The organism is Halomonas lysinitropha, from assembly GCF_902500215.1.
In the GTDB taxonomy this organism is placed as follows: domain Bacteria; phylum Pseudomonadota; class Gammaproteobacteria; order Pseudomonadales; family Halomonadaceae; genus Halomonas; species Halomonas lysinitropha.
Genome location: NZ_CABVOU010000046.1, coordinates 46297 through 64040, shown reverse-complemented (window position 1 = coordinate 64040; position 17744 = coordinate 46297). Strand labels below are relative to the sequence as shown.

Sequence of the window (17744 nt, the reverse complement as noted above, 5' to 3'; positions counted from 1 at the left end):
GTGTCCGCCTCATCACCCGCGTTGGGGTCGGCAACAGTATCAGGGCCAGCCGATTCATCCAGAACCAGCGCAGCTTCTTGCTGGGCGGCAAAGGTAGTAATCGCTGGCACATCGTCGATAACCTTGATATTGACAGTACCGGTTGCCTGATCACCATCGGTCTCCGTCGCAACGACGTTTATGCTGCCAAGATCCAGCGTGTTCTCGCCATTGGCCGTGGGATGCGTGACGTTGTCAGCGAGCGAGACGGCAACAGAGGCGGTCCCGGCTGCCAGATCGGGGGTCAATGTAAGGGTGACCGCCGGGCTGCTACCAATCTCGCCGACGATCTCTGTGTCGCTGTTGCGCACCCAGCTAATCTCACCATTGTTGGTCGTGAGACTGGTCAGGTCGGCCGAAAATGCCATGCTGGTCAATGCATCGGAGCCCAGCGAGAAAGTGACCGTATCACTGTCGGTATCGGTAATGCTGTCTTCATCCACCGTCAGCGTCACAGAATTGGCATCACCAGGGCCTTGACCATCGAGGATGTTGATGGTGTGGCTATCCGAGGCCACATCGCCATCGTTGTCGGTGACTTCAACCCTGAAGGTGAGGCTCACGGGTTGAGTCAGCGCGTCAACCGGCGTAAAGCTCCAGGTGCCGTCGTTGGCCACGTTGAGTGTGCCCTCGGTGACGGTGATATCCGTGTCAAGATCATACTCGTCAGTGCCGATCAGCACCTTGACGCTGTCCGCACCGTCCGCGCCGTAGCTGGCATTGTCCCAGGTGCCGGTTACCGCACTGCCACCCTCGGTGACGCTATCAGCACCGGATACCGCCATGCTCGGCACGTCGTCGACGATATCGATAGTCAGCGTATCGTTATCTATGCTGCCATCGCTATCGGTCGCTACCAGAGTGAAACCGTCCTGCACGCCATCGATGTTCGGCCCCTGGGAGCTGTGCTCGTCTGTCGCGTCGTCCAGGGTGTAGATCCAGTTGTAGCTGCCATCGCTCCCCTGGGTCACCACCAACGTGCCGAAGTTGTTGTTACCGCTGACACTGCCGCCGCCAGTGACGTCGGTGCCGTTGATGACCAATGAGGCCAGGCTGTCATTGCCGGTATCAATGGCGAAGGTGCCCGTGGTGATGTGCGAGCCGTCGTTGGCGCTGCCTTGCGGCAGACCCGCTTCGTTGACGCTGTCACTTTCGGCCGTGATGCTGATCACCGGCTCGGAGTCGGGTGCGACGGTCACCGTCAACACGGCATCACTGGTGTCGTCATCGGCATCGGTGATCGTATAGTCGATCACAGCATCACCCTCGAAGCCGGGTGTCGGGTCGAAGGTGATGTTGCCGTTGCTGTCGAAGCTGATGCTGCCCGCCCCGCTGTCACGCAGACTCGCGGCTGTCAGACTGGCGCCGTCGGCACCCTCGATGTCGTTATCCAGCACATCGACGGTGATAGCGGTGTCTTCGGGGGCATCCGCCTCGTCGTCTACCGCTGTCGGGACGTCATCGACGATCTCGACACGCAGCGAACCGGTCGTTGCGTCACCATCGTTATCCTCAAGGCTGACTACGAAGTCCTCGAAAAGGCTGTTCTCACCTTGGATTGGATCGTGATCTTCGTTGTCGTTGAGCGTATAGCTATAGCTGACAACTCCAGCAGACGGATCGTAGTCAGTGATCTGAAGCGTATTGCCCAGCGGAGTGGTGATGGTCTGAGCAGTAAATACATCATTACTGATCACCGTGGTGCCACCAACGCTCAGAGTGCCCACGCCATCGGGTGCACTGATGGTGAAAAAGCCAGTTTGCGTCAGGGCATCGCTGTCCGGGTCGCTGCCATCGGACAGATTGGCCTCGTCCACCACCTCATCCGCTGCCCCACCTTCCGGGGTCAATCCGCCGATGTCCACGCCGGCGTCACCAATGGCGATGGTTAATGTCGCGGTGTCGCTGTCACCGTCGTCATCGGTCAGGGTGTAGGTAAAAACATCCTCTACATCACCGGACCCGGAAGTGCGCTGGTAGGTGTAATTTCCATCGGCGCTGATGGTGAGGGTACCGAAGTCTCCATCAATATCGACACTTCCGGTCGCGGGAACGCCGGTGGGGGGAGCACCATTGAAGCTCACTTGGGTAACAACGGTCGGGGTATCCGCCCCTTCAGTGTCATTCGCGGTCACATTGCCGGTAATGGGAGGAGAGGCAGCGGTGGGTGAAGCCGGGGGAACCTGGTCGATGTCGTTATTGGCCTCGGGCCCATCATCCACAAAGCTCAGCGTAAACACGCCGTCGGCAGTGCTGTCGTCGGCATCGGTGACGGTATAGGTCAGGGGCAAGCTATCCTGATCGGAGCCTTCCTCGTGCAGCACATTGTCGACCAGAGTGGCCGTGTAGGCGCCGTTCTCTGGATCAACCACGACATTGAACAGATCACCACGGGGACCCGTGGCGGTCAGGGTGTTGGTGCCGGCATTCCAGCTGTAGGTGATTGCCTCGGTGCCCAGGGTGCCGGATTGTCCGTCCATGGCGGCGAAGTCGACACTGCCGGCGCCGTCGCCGCCGAAGTCAAGGTCCAGGGTGCCGGTGGTTACAGCGTTGCCAGCCAACAGATCGGCATCGTCAAGCTGGTCGGCCTCTTCGCCTGCCTCGGGCAGGCGATCGATAATTTCGGTGGTCTGGGAGGCACTATCGATCTCCAGGGCCTCATAGTTGCCGCCCTCAGCCTCCTCGATCGTGAAGGTCTGCTCGCCATCACCGTCGGGCACATTGGGGCTGGCGAAGGTCACGCTGCCGCTGGTCTGTCCTGCGGGAATGACGATCTGCTCGCCATTGTCCAGCGTCAGGGTCAAATCCGTCTCGGGCGCATTGTCGACCGTGGCGGTCAGGGTGATGTCGTCAAGCTCCGTAACACTCTCGGGGCCGCTGAGGCTGACGGTACTGGCATCGTCGTCATCGACCACGGTCAGCGAGGGGACCTCGCCGACCGTCAGTTCGTCGAACCCGCCACCGGTGGCGCTGCTCACGCTCAGGTCGATCGACTCGTCACCCTGCACGAAGAGATCATCCTCGCGGCTATCCAGGACCACCTCGCCGGAGGTCTCGCCAACCGGGATGGTAATTTGCTGACCGTTGGAAAGGTTGATGACCAGGGGCGTATCAACGGGCGCCGTATCCAGCGTGGCCACGAGCGTGAAGGTATTGCCCTCGACGACACTGTCACCGCCGACATTGACCTCGCCGCTGAACAGCTCGAAGCTGACGCTCCCGCTGACCGTCGCTTCGAGAAGCTCGGGCTCGGCCTCATCGAACTCGACGCTATCCAACGACGCCGTAGAAAACTCGAAGGCCAGAGGATCGGTATTTTCCGTGATCCGTACCAGCCGCACGAAATCATGTCCGCCACCTTCACCGCCGCCAGCTCCGGCGCCGGCCGCGGTGGCATCGAGACCTGCCAGCAAGTCGTCGTCGCCTTCCTCGATGGCCGCGAGCAGGGCTTCGACATCCTCATCCATGGCGGAAGATTCGTCCTCGGCCACCGCTTCGCCGTCCTCGCCCTGATCATCGGTCAACCCCTGCATGAGGTCCGGCGTCATGGCCACCTGCTGGCCACCCTCGATCACCGTGGGATCGATACCATCACCGAAGTCGAGCTGTACGCGCCCATTGTCGGACGTAACGAGAACCTCGCCCTCCTCGAGGGTATCGCCGACGCTGAGTTCGCGCAGGTTGCCGTTCTCGTCGCGGACGTAGGCTTCACCGGTAATGGAGATGACGGTTGCGATGGCCATGGTATGACTCCTTGCGTGGTATTCATCGTTGTCGGCTGGCCCAAGGAAAGCCCACGGGCACCACAGCCTTTTGTGACTTATGCATTCACAATAGGTAACAAACCGTCACCCGGGTATTGGACCGATGGACAGGATGGCGAAAAGTCCATGGCCAGCGTGAGCCATGAACGCGCGGTTCAGGTTTCGCCGACGCTGGCGTCCTGATGGGAAAGGCGCAGTATCAGCTGCAACCGGTCGCGAACGCCGAGCTTGCGGAACACCGCCCCCAGATGGGCCTTGACGGTGCGCTCGGTGATGTCGAGGCGACGGGCGACCTCCTTGTTGGTCTGGCCGTCGGCAACCGCCAGCGCCACGGCGCGCTCCCGCTCGGTGAGCGGCGCCAGGGTGTCCTCCCGCAGGATGGCCTGGCCGCCAAGGGCGCGGAAGGCACTGCCGACCACCTGGGCGAGCAACTCGGGCCACACCCAGATGCCCTGGTTGTTGGTCACGACCTCGATCTGGCGCAGCAGCTCAGGCGGCGAGAGGGCGTGAGCATAGCCGCGGGCACCGGCCTCCAGGGCCTGGAAGGCCTCCCGCGAGTCGGGCGCATAACTGAGTACGCTGAGGGTCGCCCCGCGCCTCGCGAGCAACGAGACGAGCCGGGGCCAGTCGGCTATCTGGGTCATCACCCAGACCCGGTCACCTGAGACGGCCTGGGCTCGGGCCTGCTCAGGCGAGACGACCCGAGCCTCGGGGAAGGCCTCACGCCAGCGGGGAATGTCATCCTTTCCCTGGTAGACAAAAAGCTGCGCCATCAGCGTTCTCCCATGGAGTTGTTCCAGGCCCGCAGCACGGGCTTGAGCAGGTACTGCATCACGGTGCGCTTGCCGGTCATGATATCGACTTGGGCCGTCATGCCCGGGATCACCTGGATGTCGCTGTCGAACTGTTGGTCCTCCACGGTCTGCACGCGCACCAGGTAGAAGGTATTGTCCTCGTCGTCAGTGATGGTGTCGGCACTGATGTGATCCAGCTCGGCCTCGAGGCCGCCGTAGATGGCATAGTCGTAGGCAGTGAGCTTGATGGTGGCCGGCTGTCCGGGATGCAGGAAGGCGATATCCTGGGGGGCAATCCGTGCCTCGACCATCAGCTTGTCGTCAGTGGGCACGATGTCCACCACCTCCTGGCCCTCCTGGGCGACACCGCCGATGGTGTTGATCGCCAACCGCTGCACCACGCCATCCACGGGTGAGCGGATCTCGGCCAGCCGGACGCGGTCCTGGAGCCCTTCACCGGATTCATCCAGCGCCGAAAGGTCGCCCAGGGTCTGGGACAGGTCGTCGCGCCAGTCGCTGCGACGCTCGGCACCGAGTTCACTGAGCTGGTTGCGGGCCTCTTCGACGGCCGCTTCCAGGCGAGCCACCGCTGAATTCGCCTGGTTGCGCTCGCCGGTCGCTTGAGAAAGCTGACGCTGCAAACGTAACACTTCGACCTCGGACACCGCCCCCGAGTCGAGCAGGGGCCGGGTGAGGTTGAGCTCGCGACTGATCATGTTGGCATTACGCTGAGCCGTGTCACGCTTGGACTTCGCCTCGTTGAGCTCCTCCTCGCGCTGGCGGATGCGGTCCTCCAGCACCTGCTGCTGCTCGCGCAACTCCTCGCGGTAGCTCTCGTAGACTTCTCGCTCCTGGGCCACGATGTCCGGCGCATTGGCACGCAGCTCCTCGGAGGGGCTGAAAGGGGTATCGGTGACCAGGGCCCGAAGCCGCTCGGCCTTGGCCTCAAGCGCCTGAGCCTGGGCACGGTTCTCGCGGAAGGTCGCCGCGTAGCGGGTCGGGTCGATGCGCATCAGCACATCGCCCTGCTGGACCATCTGCCCCTCGCGCACCAGGATCTCCTGCACCACGCCACCGTCATAGGTCTGTACTCGCTGCAGCTGGCTGGAGGGCACCACGCGGCCCGTGCCTCGCGTCACCTCGTCGATGGACGCAAACCAGGACCAGGTGATCAGGGCGGCCACCGCCAGCACGGCCACATAGAGAAAGGCGCGGGCGCGCAAGGGGTCCTGCTGCAGCCGGGCCCAGTCGGCATCGCTGGCCCAGTCGCGATTGAGGTGGGCCGCCGAGACCCGACGGGCGAACAAGCGATCCATGAAGGGGCGAAACGGCTTGCCACCGGCCTCGGAGAAGCGGCCAATCGCCTCGAAGCCTTGCTGTTCGGCACTCTTGCGAGACTGGGTTGCCATCAACTGGCCCTCCCGATCTGACCCTTGCGAAGCGCCTCGACCACCTTGTCACGCGGGCCATCGGCGACCACCTTGCCGGCATCGATGACCACGATACGTTCCACCAGCGACAGCAACGAGGTGCGATGGGAAACGACGACCAGCGTCTTGCCTTGTGCATAGGCCTTGAGATTGGCCTTGAAGGCCTCCTCGCTGGCATGATCCATGGCGCTGGAGGGCTCATCCAGCAGCAGGATCTGCGGGTCATGCACCAGCGCCCGGGCGATGGCCACCGCCTGGCGCTGGCCGCCGGAGAGCGAATGGCCGCCTTCACCCACCGAGAGATCGACACCGTGAGGATGGCCGTTGACCAGCCCCTGCAGGCCGGCAAGCTCGATGGCACGAAGCAAGGCGTCGTCGTCCACTCCCTCGCTGCCGCCACCGGCAACGATGTTGTCGCGAAGCGAGCCGTAGAAAAGGGCAACATCCTGGGGCACATAGCCGATATGGCGCCGCAGCTGGAGCGGGTCGAACTGGCGGATATCCACCCCATCCACCATCACGGCCCCTGCGGTGGGCTGGTAGAGACCCAGCATCAACTTGTTGAGCGTCGACTTGCCACAGCCCACCCGACCGAGCAGCGCGACTTTCTCACCGGCCTCGATCTTGAGGTTGATGTCGCGCAGGGCATCGCGCTCCTCATCGGGATAACGCAGGGACACCTTGTCGAAGCGGATCTCGCCACGGATCACCGGGCGGTCGACGAAGGCCTTGCCGTCGGGACGCTCCACTGGCCGCTCCATGACGGCGTTGAGAGAATCCAGGGCGGTGGAAGACTGATGATACTGCGCCAGCAGCGCGGCGGCCTGGCTGATCGGCGCCATGGCCCGCGACGACAGCAGGTAGGCGGCGATCAGCCCGCCCTGGGTCAGATTACCCTCGATGATCTGGTAGACGCCGATGATGATCACGCAGACGGCCACGCTGTGCTGGGCCCAGAGCGCCACGCTGGACACCGAAGAGCTGACCAGGCGCAGCTGGGCAGAGGTGCGCGACAGGAAGGCCGAGGCCTTTTCCCAGGTCCCCTGAATACGGCTCTCGGCGCGCAGCGCCTTGACCGTCTCCAGATTCGAGATCGATTCGACAAGGGTCGCATTACGCTGGGCGCCCACCCGCCAGGTGGTCTCGGAAAGCTCGTGGAGCTTGCCCTGGGCAGCCATGGCATAAAGCAGCACGAAGACGATGCCCACCAGCACGGGAATCACCAGCGGGGGGCCGATCAGCGCGATGATCGCCGCGAACATCAGCACGAAGGGCAGATCGACCAGCGCCACCACCGTGGCAGAGCCGATGAAGGCGCGCACGGATTCGAAGGACTGCAGGGTCGCCGCGAAGGAGCCGGTGGAGGCCGGCCGTGCCTCCATGCGCAGCCCCAGCACCCGGGCCATGATCGACGATGACAGCTTGACGTCGGCCCGGCTGGCGGCCAGGTCAACAAAGGCATTGCGCATCAGCCGCATGGCCAGATCGAAGCAGAGCACGATGAAGATACCCGCCGACAGCACCCAGAGCGTCTCGGTGGCGTGGTTGGGCACCACCCGGTCATAGACATTGAGCACGAACAGCGGCATTGCCACTGCAAAGAGGTTGATCAGCACCGAACCGATGATGACATCGCGATAGAGCTTGCGGTTCTCGCGGATCACCCCCCAGAACCAGTGGCGTGAACGCTGCCGGTTGACCTCGGGGCCTCGGGCGTCGAAGCGGAAACGCGGACGCACATAGATGGCCTGGCCACTGTAGCTCGACTGCAGGCCATCCAGGCTCACCTCGGTCTCGGCATCGCCCAGCTCGGGGAAGATCACTCGCGCCCGACGCGCCTTCACGTCGAGGGCCACCAGCACGCAGGCGCGCCCCGGCTCGAGCAACAGCACCACCGGAAACAGCTCGGGGTTGAGCTGTACCAGACGATCCTTGACCAGACGCGCGCTCAGCCCGGCCCGAGCGGCTGCGCGAGGAAATATCGAAGGGGTGAGCTTGCCCTCCTCCAACGGCAGGCCTGCGGAGAGGGATTCGGCGGTAGCCTCCCGGTCATGATAGAGGGCAATGGTCTGCAGGCACTCGAGCAGTTCATCGTGCACCGCCGTGCGGGAGGGTCCCGGACCCGGGTCTAGGTCTTCTCTCTGCGACACAGCCACCTCGAATATCAAGACGCCCCGCCGCGATGACGACGAGGCGAGTCAAACCGGCAGGTGGGACCTGCTGGTATACCACATCAGAATCAGCTTCGCACCGCGTAGCTTTCGTCATACCCCATCGCCTCGAGGCGCTGACGAAGAGCCTGGACCTGCGCGGGAGCATCAATCGGACCAAGCTGGACACGATGCAGCGCCCCCGCTGAGTGCAACCTGACCGGTAGGTCGAGCCCGCTTTCGAGGTGCTCACCCAGGCTGTCGGCCCGCGTCTCGCGCTACAGGGCCGCAACCTGCACGTATGACCCCTCCTGACGCGCCAGGGTCACCGGCTCGTCGACCTGCGCATCCACCTCGCTATAAAGCCCGGCAGGGGCGGCAGTCCAGGCAGCCGACGCCATGTCACTGCCCACGCCCTCGAGGTCGCTGCCGCCATCGTAGGCACGCCCGCTCAGGTCGAGGTTCTCCCCGACACGCTCCAGGGTCACCTCGACCCGACGGTTCAGGCGCCGCCCTTCTACCGAAGCATTACTGGCCACCGGTTCCCGAGAGCCATAGCCCCGTGTCTCGATCAGCCCCCGGGCGACCCCCTGGCTGACCAGATAGCTGGCGACGCTGTCGGCACGGGCCTGGGAGAGCGGGTCGTTGATGGCATCACTACCGGTGATATCGGCGTGCCCGGCGATGAACACACGCTCGAGGTTGTCGATGCGCTGGATATCGATCACCAGCGCATCGAGTTCGGAACGGGCTTCACTGCTCAGCTCGGCGCTGTTGATCTCGAACAGGGTGTCGGCCGAAAGCGTCACATCGGGAGCCCGCTGCGGCGCCTCGACGTCACCGACCAGATCCTCGAGGGTGAAGCCGCTGGGCCCCTGGGCCGGGCAGATCGCATCCGGATCAATCTCCACACCGTTGCTACCCAGCTCTGCCAGGGTCGGCAGGCCATCGCGCCGGACTTCCAGCGTCTGCATCAGCTGCCCCATGGCGGCCAGGGTACGGGCATCGGCCGTGGCGACATCGTACTCGGCGTTGACATAGGCGCGGCTGGCCTCGAAATACTCGTTCTCGCTGTCCAGAAGATCGAGCAGCGTGCGTTCACCGATGTCGAACTGCTGCTGGTAGGCCCCCCGAACCCGATCAATGGACTGGCGATGGCCGTTGAGATACTGCATCTGCTCACGCAGGCGCTGGGTATCGTTATAGGCGATCTGGGTGGTCTGTCGCACGTTGATGCAGGCCTGCTCCCGCTGGTTGACGGCCTGCTCGACTCGGTCGCTCGCGGCACGGAAGGACGCCAGGTCGCTGCCGCCGCGATAGAGGTTCATGCTCGCCACCAGCTCGATGCTGTGTCGATCCCGGCGTTCGCCATCGGCGATGACGTCAAAACTGCCGTCACTGTTCTCGTAGGTGCCGGTGCGACCGCGCAGGTCAAGTCGCGGCTGGAAGGCCGAACGGGTACCCCGCTGCTCGGCACGGGAGGCCTCGATGTTCTCGATGGCGGCATGGAATTCGGGATTGCCCTGGAAGGCCAGATCGACCGCGCGACTGACATCTCCCGGGAGACGCTCATCCATCTGGGGAGCCTCGGCCAGATTCTCGGCCGGGAGATCCCCCACGATGCGCTGGTAGCGCGCGGTTACATCGTGCAGGTTGGACGCCTCGGTCATCAGATTCGATTCGGCAAGCGACAGGCGACCGCTGATCTGCTCCAGGTCGACGCCGCGGCCGGCCCCTGAGCGCACGCGCTCCTCGATCTGGTCGAAGACGCGCAGGTGTTCACGGTAGTTGTCCTGAGCCAGGCGAACCAGCTCCCGGTAGCGCTGCACGTCCAGATAGGCCTGAGTCGCTTCCAGGGCCACGTCCTCGCTGGCCCCCAGCAGCTCGTAATAGCTCACCAGTTCGGCGCGATCGAGGCGCTCGACTTCGCTGGCGGTGGCGAGGCCATCCCAGAGCATCTGGGTGATGGTCAGCTCGGCAAAGTTGGTGTCGTAGCTGCCGCGGCCATCGAGCTCTCGATCCTCGACACCGACGCCCGCCGAGACATCAACGCTGGGGAGATAGTTGCCACGGGCTACCCCGATGTCGTTGCCGGAGGCTCGAAAACCGTTCCAGGCGGCCTGTACCTCGGGGTTGGTCGAGATCGCCTGCTGGACCACCTGCCGAAGGTCGGTGCTCCCCGGCGCTGCCAGCCCTGCCGGCAGCGACTGAGCCACGGCCGCGGCAAGAGGTAGCAGCGACAGGGAAGATCCCAGGGCCAAGGTGCCGGCAATACGACGAACACGATTACTGCTTGTTGAGGGATCGGTAAAGTGTTTCATGGATGTTCCCTTTCATGATGGAAGTAACCTGGCCACTGAACGGCCGGGCCTGCTCGGAAATGTGACAATGTTCTTGTTGTTGAGCGGGTCCCATGGGGGCAAGCGTTCAGACCCCATGGCGCATCCTTTCCCGACTTCCTACAGCGACCCCCTGAAACCAACAGCGGGTTGGCCCAGAGACGATCTAGAGTATAGGACACAACCTCCGGTCGCAGATGTGTGTCCGTTTGTAAATCAGCGTAACTGAATAAGAGAATTTGTCCAATGGCGAGACGAGCATGGCGGGCAAGAGATTACCGACGCTTGATGTAGGACAATTCTTACAAGGGGCACCATCATCCGACGCGACGGCACTTTCGTCGGCAAGCCACGTCCGCCGCCAACGTGGTATCGTCTCTGCGAAACGGTATGGTCACCCCAAGGAGAACGTCATGGCCTCATCGGAAATCCAGAAGACCCGTGTGATCAATGAGCTGCGGGGCTTCATCAAGAAACTTCTGCAGGATCCGAAGATCCTCGAGCAGTCACTGGATATCACCCGCCGTCAGCTCGCCGAACCGGGCGAAGGAGTGATGGCACGGATCGCCAACGAGATCTCCGATACCACCAGCGTGCACATCCCCGAGGATCCCCAGGAGCACTCGGAGGCCGACCGGCTCTTCCTGGAGCTGCTCAAGGAAGTCGTCATGGAAGAGCAGGCACTCTACTGACGCCCGCCGCCTCTGTTGCCAGCCTCGCCTCTCCCGGCTCCTTGCTGGGAGAGGCTGAGCTCCGGCCAGCTTCCTATGCCAACTCTTCGCAGCGTGCGGATCGTTCCTGCCCTGCCCTCGAGGCCCTGCCCTTGGTAGAATGATGCCCCTTGTCGTTGCCGTTTTGCCTGTCGAATGACCTATCTGCTCAAGCTCCATCCCGAAATCACCATCAAGTCCCGCTCCGTCCGTCAGCACATGGTCCGCTGCCTGACCAGCAATGTGCGCAATACCCTGCGCCAGCTGGATGAGGGCGTGCGGGTCAAGGGCGGCTGGGACGCCCTGCTCGTGAGCCTGCCCGAGGCCCTTCCCGCCGAACGGGTAAGGGTGATGGAGGAAACGCTGACCCGCATCCCCGGCATTCACGAGGTGCTGGACACCGAGGCGGTGCCCTGCACCTCGCTCGACGAGGCGGCCAACTGGATCGTGCCGCACTGGAAGGGCGCCATTGCCGGCCGTCGCTTCAGGGTCCGGGCCAAGCGCCGGGGCGACCACGCCTTCACCTCCGTGGATCTCGAACGTCATCTGGGCAGTGCCCTGCTCGCGGCCGAGCCCTCGGCGCGGGTCGACCTGTCGCACCCCGAGGTGGTGGTGTCAGTGGAGCTGACTCACAAACGGCTGCAGCTGATCCGCTCGCGCCGGCCGGGCCTGGGGGGCTACCCGCTAGGGGTACAGGGACAGGCCCTGGCCCTGGTCTCGGGCGGGTTCGACTCGCCGGTGGCGGCGTGGCGAATGTTGCGCCGCGGCGTCAAGACGCACTATCTGTTCTTCAACCTGGGCGGTCCGGCTCATGAGAAAGGCGTGCGCGAGGTCACCCACCACCTCTGGCAACGCTACAGCGCCTCCCACAACGTCGACTTTACCTCGGTGCCCTTCGAAGGCGTGGTGGCGGAGATCCTGCGCCGCATTCCCGATGGCCTGATGGGGGTGATCCTCAAGCGCATGATGGTAAGAGCGGCCAGTCGCGTCGCCGCCCGCAAGGGCATCCCGGTGCTGGTCACCGGCGACGCCATCGCCCAGGTCTCCAGCCAGACCCTTGATAATCTGGCGCTGATCGATGCGGCCAGTGATCTGCCGATCCTCCGGCCGCTGGTCAGCGAGGACAAGCAGGAGATCATCGACGTGGCCCGCCGACTCGATACGGCGCGTTTCGCCGAGCAGATGCCCGAATACTGCGGCGTCATCTCGCGTCGCCCCCATACCCGGGCACCCACCGACAAGATCCTCGCCGCCGAGGCCGACTTCGATTTCACGGTCCTCGACGCCGCCGTCGAGGCCGCTACCGTGACCCGCGCCAGCCGCCTGCTGGAAGGCCAGCAGGCGCCTGGTGAGGTGACCGTGGTCGACTCGCTGGCAGGGCTGGTTGATATGCCGGCGGTCAGCGTGATCGATATCCGCCCTCCTGAAGAGCGCGAGGCGGCGCCGCTCGAGCTTGACGAGACCCCCTGCCTGGCGATTCCCTTCTACGAGTTGCAGGATCAGGCCGAGACCCTGCCCCGCAACCGCGACTACCTGCTCTACTGTGACCAGGGGGTGATGAGCCGCATGCAGGCCCTGCACCTCAAGGATCGCGGCATGTCCCACTTCGGCGTCCTGCGCCACGCCTCCTGAGCCATGACACAAGCGCCGGGCGGGAAATCTCGGTTCCCCGCCCGGCGCTGATGTTGATATAACGGTACAGGCCAACCTCCCTAGCAGATCTCTTCCCAGAGCCGCTGCTTGAAGTCCTCGGGAAGCTCCGCCACCCTGCCCAGTCGCGCCATATGAGCATCGGCCATCTCCTGGGCGACCTCGTGATAACAGCTGTGCAGGAAGGAAGAACCCACAACGGGTCTGGCCGCGGCAAGGCAGTTCAATAGCTTGACGTTCGAGAGTGCGCAGACATTCAGAAAGTCGGTCTCGACCTCGATGGCCTCGAACACCGACTCCACCCAGGTGCGCTGCAGCCTGGAAAGCGGATGCGCGGCGTCCATCCAGTGATGCACCCACCAGTCGAGCACCGGCTGAGAGGCCTCGGCGACACTCGCCGGAAAGGCGGTGACGGCCAAGCGCGAACTCGCCAGCGTCGCGTCGGCCTTCCCGGGGACTTCTGGCGTGACTTCCGGGGTGGTTTCGGACATCACCTCGGGCGTGACTTGCGGTGTTGCTTCCGACATCACGTCGGGCGTTGGTTGACTCTTGGACACTTGTTTCGCGGTTGACATCTTAATCCCCTCACGAACGAAGGAGTTGTTCCGCTGTAAAGTGTAGCGCCGGCTCCCCGATACTGTCAGACAATTTTTGCACGACCTTATCCTGTCTTTAACTCCCCCCTCCGCACTACCGACTCTGGGCGCCGAGAGGCAGCAAGCCGGTGTTTGGAGCTCATCAATAACGCCCCTTCAACGCTATCGCCCCCTCCTGTCGACGCGTGCACGCCCGGTGGATATTTGCACCGCCGGCGCCGCCTCGAGGGTTAAGAAACTGCGCATTATTAACTCAGGTTATCAAACGCTGTCGGCCTGACTGGCTAGCCCGAAACAAGTGCCGCTGACGGGGCCACGCTCGGTGGACTTTCGTGCTTCCGGTGCCGCTTCGAGGGGTAAAAAAACGCGCGTCGTTAACCCAGGTTAGCAGACGCTGCCAGGCTGACTGGCTAGCCTGAGCACGTGCCATGGCATGTACGCAGATCCCCTAGCCCTCGATTCAACACATCAAGGCGAGGCGAATCATGAACACCCCAATGGCCAATACCCGCATCGAACCCCCGCGCATGAAGATCAGCCAACCGCCGGGCGTTATCACCTCGATCGAGGAGGTCCTGGCACAGGTCAATGACCATGAACACCACGAGTTCCATCGTTATCGCTGGCTGTCCCTGCGCTTCCTGACTTTCCAGACCGGCATCAGCCGGCTCATGGAGGCCCTCTCGGTCGAGAGTCAGCAACGGGTCCAGGCCCTGGTCGAAGTGTCGGCTTCGCTGCCGATGCGCGACCCCGTGCTGCGCGATCCGGCCAAACTGGCCTGGCAGCCTCCTGCGCTGCAACGGCCCCACTCCCTGCAGCGGGCGCATTTCTTCATCCTCGACGGTGACGAAGCCGCCCGGGAGCTCAGCCGCGCGGTGCTCGAGGAGTGGCGCTCACGCCGCTTCTACGAACGACTGCAGGCGTGCAACGGCATCCCCGCCCTAAATCATCTGCTGAATGCCTGCATCGGCCAGGCCCAAGCTCAGCTCCAGATTCTCCAGGAGGCCGAGGACCGGTTACCGCCCCCGCCCAGTCCCCCAGGCGAGGTCATATGCTAGCCACAGCGACGACACCTGGCCGCGGCAGGGGCCGGCCAGGCCGCCGTTGCCGTTGCCGTTGCCGTTGCCGTTGCCGTTGCCGTTGCCGTTGCCGACATTATGCGTCTTGGAGCTCCGCGGCGGGGACAACTAGACTGAAGGTTCATACTCGCCAGCCTGGCGTCAGCTTAGGATTGAGGCAGTTTGAATCCGTATATAGGAATAAAAGAATTGAGAGAACAAGGAATGAGCCTCTTCCAAGCCACCATGGAGCGCTATGTCGACCTCGATGCGTCGGAGGCACGTCTGCTGGCCAGCTTCGAGCAGAGCTCGACCAAGGTGAAGAAGCATGAGCGGCTGTGGCGCGCAAACGCCAGGGTCGGCGAGTTGTACATCCTGCAGAAGGGCTGGGCCTGTACCATCCGTCACACCCTGGACGGCGAGCAGCGGATCATCGAGCTGCTGCTGCCAGGGGACATCATCGGACTCAAGGAATTCACCTTCACGCGGCATGTCAGCCAAGCCAGCATGATCACCCTGGGCAGCGTCCAGCCCTTCCCCCACGAGAACATCGTCGATATCGTTGCGGCCTCCACGCCCCTGGCGATCGCGCTCTTTGCCAACATCAGCCGCCAGGACGCCCTACTCACCGAACGGATGCTGATCAGCATCCACCGCAGCGCGCGCTCCCGGGTACTGCACTTCATGCTCGAGACCTTCTATCGACTCGAGAAGATACAAAGCGTCGAGCTAGCCTCCTTCGAGTTTCCCGTCTCCCAGCGGCTGCTGGGAAACATCCTGGGCCTGTCATCGGTGCATATCAATCGCATCCTCAAGGGGCTGGATCAGGATCGAGTGCTGAAAAAGCATCGCCACCACATCGAGGTCTACGACCCGCCGCGACTGATCGCGGAAGCCGAGTTCGACGGCAACTACCTGAGCGATGAAGTTGACGGCTTGAGGGAGCGGCTGGTGCGGCTGCGGCACTGACCCCCTGAGCCGACGTCGAGCGATGCCGCACCTAGGCCAGGCAGGAAGCGACGCGAAGCCGCGGCGCGGCATGGGCCGGAAGGCGACGCACACGCAGGGGGCGCCGCCGCGACCGATGCCCGGTGTCGTCCCGCCGGGTGCAGTGGGCGTCGAAGATGGCTACAATCGGGGGTCTGATTTTCATGGGATTTCCAGAGCCGACATGTCGAACACCGCACGCCATCCGCGCAAGATCCTGGTCACCAGCGCCCTGCCCTACGCCAACGGTGCCATCCACCTGGGCCACCTGCTGGAGTACATCCAGACCGACATCTGGGTGCGTTTCCAGAAGAGCCGCGGACATGAGTGCCACTACGTGTGCGCCGACGACGCCCACGGCACCGCGATCATGCTGCGTGCGGAGCAGGAGGGCATTACCTCCGAGGCGCTGATCGAACGCGTCTCCCGCGACCACCAGACCGACTTCTCCCGCTTCGGAGTGGCCTTCGACAACTATCACTCGACCCACTCCCCGGAGAACCGCCACTTCAGCGAGCTGATCTACACCCGGCTGCGCGACAAGGGGCATATCGCCACCCGCGACATCGAGCAGATGTTCGACCCGGTCAAGGGCCTGTTCCTGGCCGACCGCTTCATCAAGGGCACCTGCCCGAAATGCGGGTCCGAGGACCAGTACGGCGACAACTGCGAGGCCTGCGGGGCGACCTACACGCCGGCCGAGCTGATCGACCCGGTGTCGGCGATCTCCGGGGCCGCCCCCGAGGTGAGAAGCTCCACCCACTACTTCTTCAAGCTGCCGGACTTCGCCGATTTCCTCAAGGCCTGGATCGACGATGACCATGTCCAGCCGCAGATCCGCAACAAGCTGATGGAGTGGTTCGAGTCGGGCTTCAACGAGTGGGACATCTCCCGCGACGCCCCCTACTTCGGCTTCGAGATTCCCGATGCGCCGGGCAAGTATTTCTATGTCTGGCTCGATGCGCCGATCGGCTATCTCGCCAGTTTCCAGAACCTCTGCGACCGTCAGGGGATGGACTTCGACAGCTACTGGGCACCCGACTCCGACTCCGAGGTCTACCACTTCATCGGCAAGGACATCGTCTACTTTCACGCCCTGTTCTGGCCGGCCATGCTGCACGGCGCCGACTTCCGTACCCCCACCGCGGTCAACTGCCACGGCTTCGTCACGGTGAACGGCGCCAAGATGTCGAAGTCCCGCGGCACCTTCATCAAGGCCGCCACCTACGCCGACCACCTCAACCCGGAGTACCTGCGCTACTACTTTGCCGCCAAGCTGACCTCTGGGGTCGACGACCTGGACCTCAACCTGGAGGACTTCGCGGCGCGGGTGAACAGCGACCTGGTAGGCAAGGTGGTCAACATCGCCAGCCGCTGCGCCGGCTTCGTCAAGAAGCTCGGTGGCGGTCGCCTCGCCGGCCACTGCAGCGAGCCCGAGAGGGTGGCTCGCTTCATCGCCGCCGGTGACGCCATCGCCGAAGACTTCGAGGCCCGCGAGTTCGGCCGCGCCATGCGCCGCGTGATGGAACTCGCCGACGAGGCCAACACCTATATCGCCGAGGCCGAGCCCTGGGTGCTGGCCAAGCAGCCGGGCCGCGAGCAGGAGGTGCTGGAAATCTGCTCGGTGGGCATCAACCTGTTCCGCCAGCTGATGGTTTACCTGGCGCCGGTGGTGCCGGCCATGGCCGAGCAGGCCCGCGCGTTTCTCCAGCTCGACACCCTCGACTGGCACAGTCGCCACACCCTGCTGGTGGATCACGAGATTGCCAAGTTCAAGCCACTGATGACCCGCGTGGAACGCGACAAGATCGATGCCATGATGAGCGCATCGAAGGAGGATCTGATGGAAGAGCAGAAACTCAAGGAAACGGCGCAGGGCCCCCTGGCCCAGGAGCCCCTCGGTGACGAGATCAGCTTCGACGATTTCGCCAGGGTCGATCTGCGTATCGCCCGCATCGCCCGGGCAGAATATGTCGAGAAGGCCGACAAGCTGCTCAAGCTGACCCTGGACCTGGGCGGCGAGACGCGTACCGTCTTCGCCGGCATCCGTGCCTCCTATGCGCCGGAGGCCCTGGAGGGACGGCTGACGGTGATGGTCGCCAATCTGGCACCGCGCAAGATGCGCTTCGGCGTGTCCGAGGGGATGGTGCTTGCCGCCGGCGACGACAATGGCATTACCCTGCTGAGCCCGGATGCCGGCGCCGAGCCGGGTCAGCGGGTTCGCTGA

The 17744-nt window shown here is 63.6% G+C and carries 13 protein-coding genes; 5 read left to right on the top strand and 8 right to left on the bottom strand.

Annotated features, from left to right (window positions below; translation table 11 throughout):
- The 6 genes from HALO32_RS16255 to HALO32_RS16230 all read right to left on the bottom strand — a co-directional run.
- Positions 1–3782: retention module-containing protein (locus tag HALO32_RS16255; RefSeq protein ID WP_151445165.1), on the bottom strand; the 3782-nt coding region annotated here is incomplete at its 3' end.
- 176 nt (positions 3783–3958) lie between these two features.
- On the bottom strand, positions 3959–4576 hold the full coding sequence (locus HALO32_RS16250) for a LuxR family transcriptional regulator (RefSeq protein WP_151444940.1): 618 nt from the start codon (positions 4574–4576) through the stop codon (positions 3959–3961).
- Entirely contained in the window at positions 4576–6006 is a 1431-nt protein-coding gene (locus tag HALO32_RS16245; protein WP_151444939.1) for an HlyD family type I secretion periplasmic adaptor subunit, read from the bottom strand. Before HALO32_RS16245 ends, HALO32_RS16250 begins: the two co-directional genes overlap by 1 nt.
- A complete protein-coding gene (locus HALO32_RS16240) occupies positions 6006–8177 on the bottom strand; it encodes a type I secretion system permease/ATPase (protein WP_151444938.1) in 2172 nt (723 codons plus the stop codon). The genes HALO32_RS16245 and HALO32_RS16240 overlap by 1 nt, the downstream gene beginning before the upstream one ends.
- Positions 8178–8266: 89 nt before the next feature.
- The gene (locus HALO32_RS16235; RefSeq protein WP_192576537.1) at positions 8267–8392 is read right to left on the bottom strand and encodes an SPOR domain-containing protein; all 126 of its coding nucleotides are present in this window, start codon (positions 8390–8392) and stop codon (positions 8267–8269) included.
- 63 nt (positions 8393–8455) lie between these two features.
- Positions 8456–10498, bottom strand: coding sequence for a TolC family outer membrane protein (locus tag HALO32_RS16230; RefSeq protein WP_151444937.1), 2043 nt, complete (start codon positions 10496–10498; stop codon positions 8456–8458).
- Positions 10499–10929: 431 nt separating this feature from the next.
- Between HALO32_RS16230 and HALO32_RS16225 the strand changes: the two genes are divergently transcribed.
- Both HALO32_RS16225 and thiI read left to right on the top strand, forming a co-directional pair.
- Complete coding sequence (locus tag HALO32_RS16225; RefSeq protein WP_151444936.1) at positions 10930–11208, top strand: hypothetical protein; 279 nt, start codon at positions 10930–10932, stop codon at positions 11206–11208.
- Positions 11209–11382: 174 nt separating this feature from the next.
- Positions 11383–12858: a tRNA uracil 4-sulfurtransferase ThiI gene (gene thiI, locus HALO32_RS16220; protein ID WP_151444935.1), complete on the top strand. Its 1476-nt coding sequence runs from the start codon at positions 11383–11385 to the stop codon at positions 12856–12858.
- A gap of 80 nt (positions 12859–12938) precedes the next feature.
- On the opposite strand, the gene HALO32_RS16215 is transcribed toward thiI, so the two are convergent.
- Positions 12939–13451 (bottom strand): hypothetical protein, encoded by a 513-nt coding sequence (locus HALO32_RS16215; protein ID WP_151444934.1) that lies wholly within the window; start codon positions 13449–13451, stop codon positions 12939–12941.
- A 506-nt stretch (positions 13452–13957) separates the two neighbouring features.
- Between HALO32_RS16215 and HALO32_RS16210 the strand changes: the two genes are divergently transcribed.
- Together HALO32_RS16210 and HALO32_RS16205 are read left to right on the top strand one after the other, a co-directional pair.
- Positions 13958–14530 (top strand): hypothetical protein, encoded by a 573-nt coding sequence (locus HALO32_RS16210; RefSeq protein WP_151444933.1) that lies wholly within the window; start codon positions 13958–13960, stop codon positions 14528–14530.
- A 225-nt stretch (positions 14531–14755) separates the two neighbouring features.
- A complete protein-coding gene (locus tag HALO32_RS16205; RefSeq protein WP_151444932.1) occupies positions 14756–15499 on the top strand; it encodes a Crp/Fnr family transcriptional regulator in 744 nt (247 codons plus the stop codon).
- Positions 15500–15530: 31 nt separating this feature from the next.
- Here HALO32_RS16205 and HALO32_RS18020 read toward each other — a convergent pair whose 3' ends face one another.
- Positions 15531–15683 (bottom strand): hypothetical protein, encoded by a 153-nt coding sequence (locus HALO32_RS18020; protein ID WP_192576536.1) that lies wholly within the window; start codon positions 15681–15683, stop codon positions 15531–15533.
- An 18-nt stretch (positions 15684–15701) separates the two neighbouring features.
- Here HALO32_RS18020 and metG point away from each other — a divergent pair, with 18 nt between their 5' ends.
- A complete protein-coding gene (gene metG, locus HALO32_RS16200; RefSeq protein WP_151444931.1) occupies positions 15702–17744 on the top strand; it encodes a methionine--tRNA ligase in 2043 nt (680 codons plus the stop codon).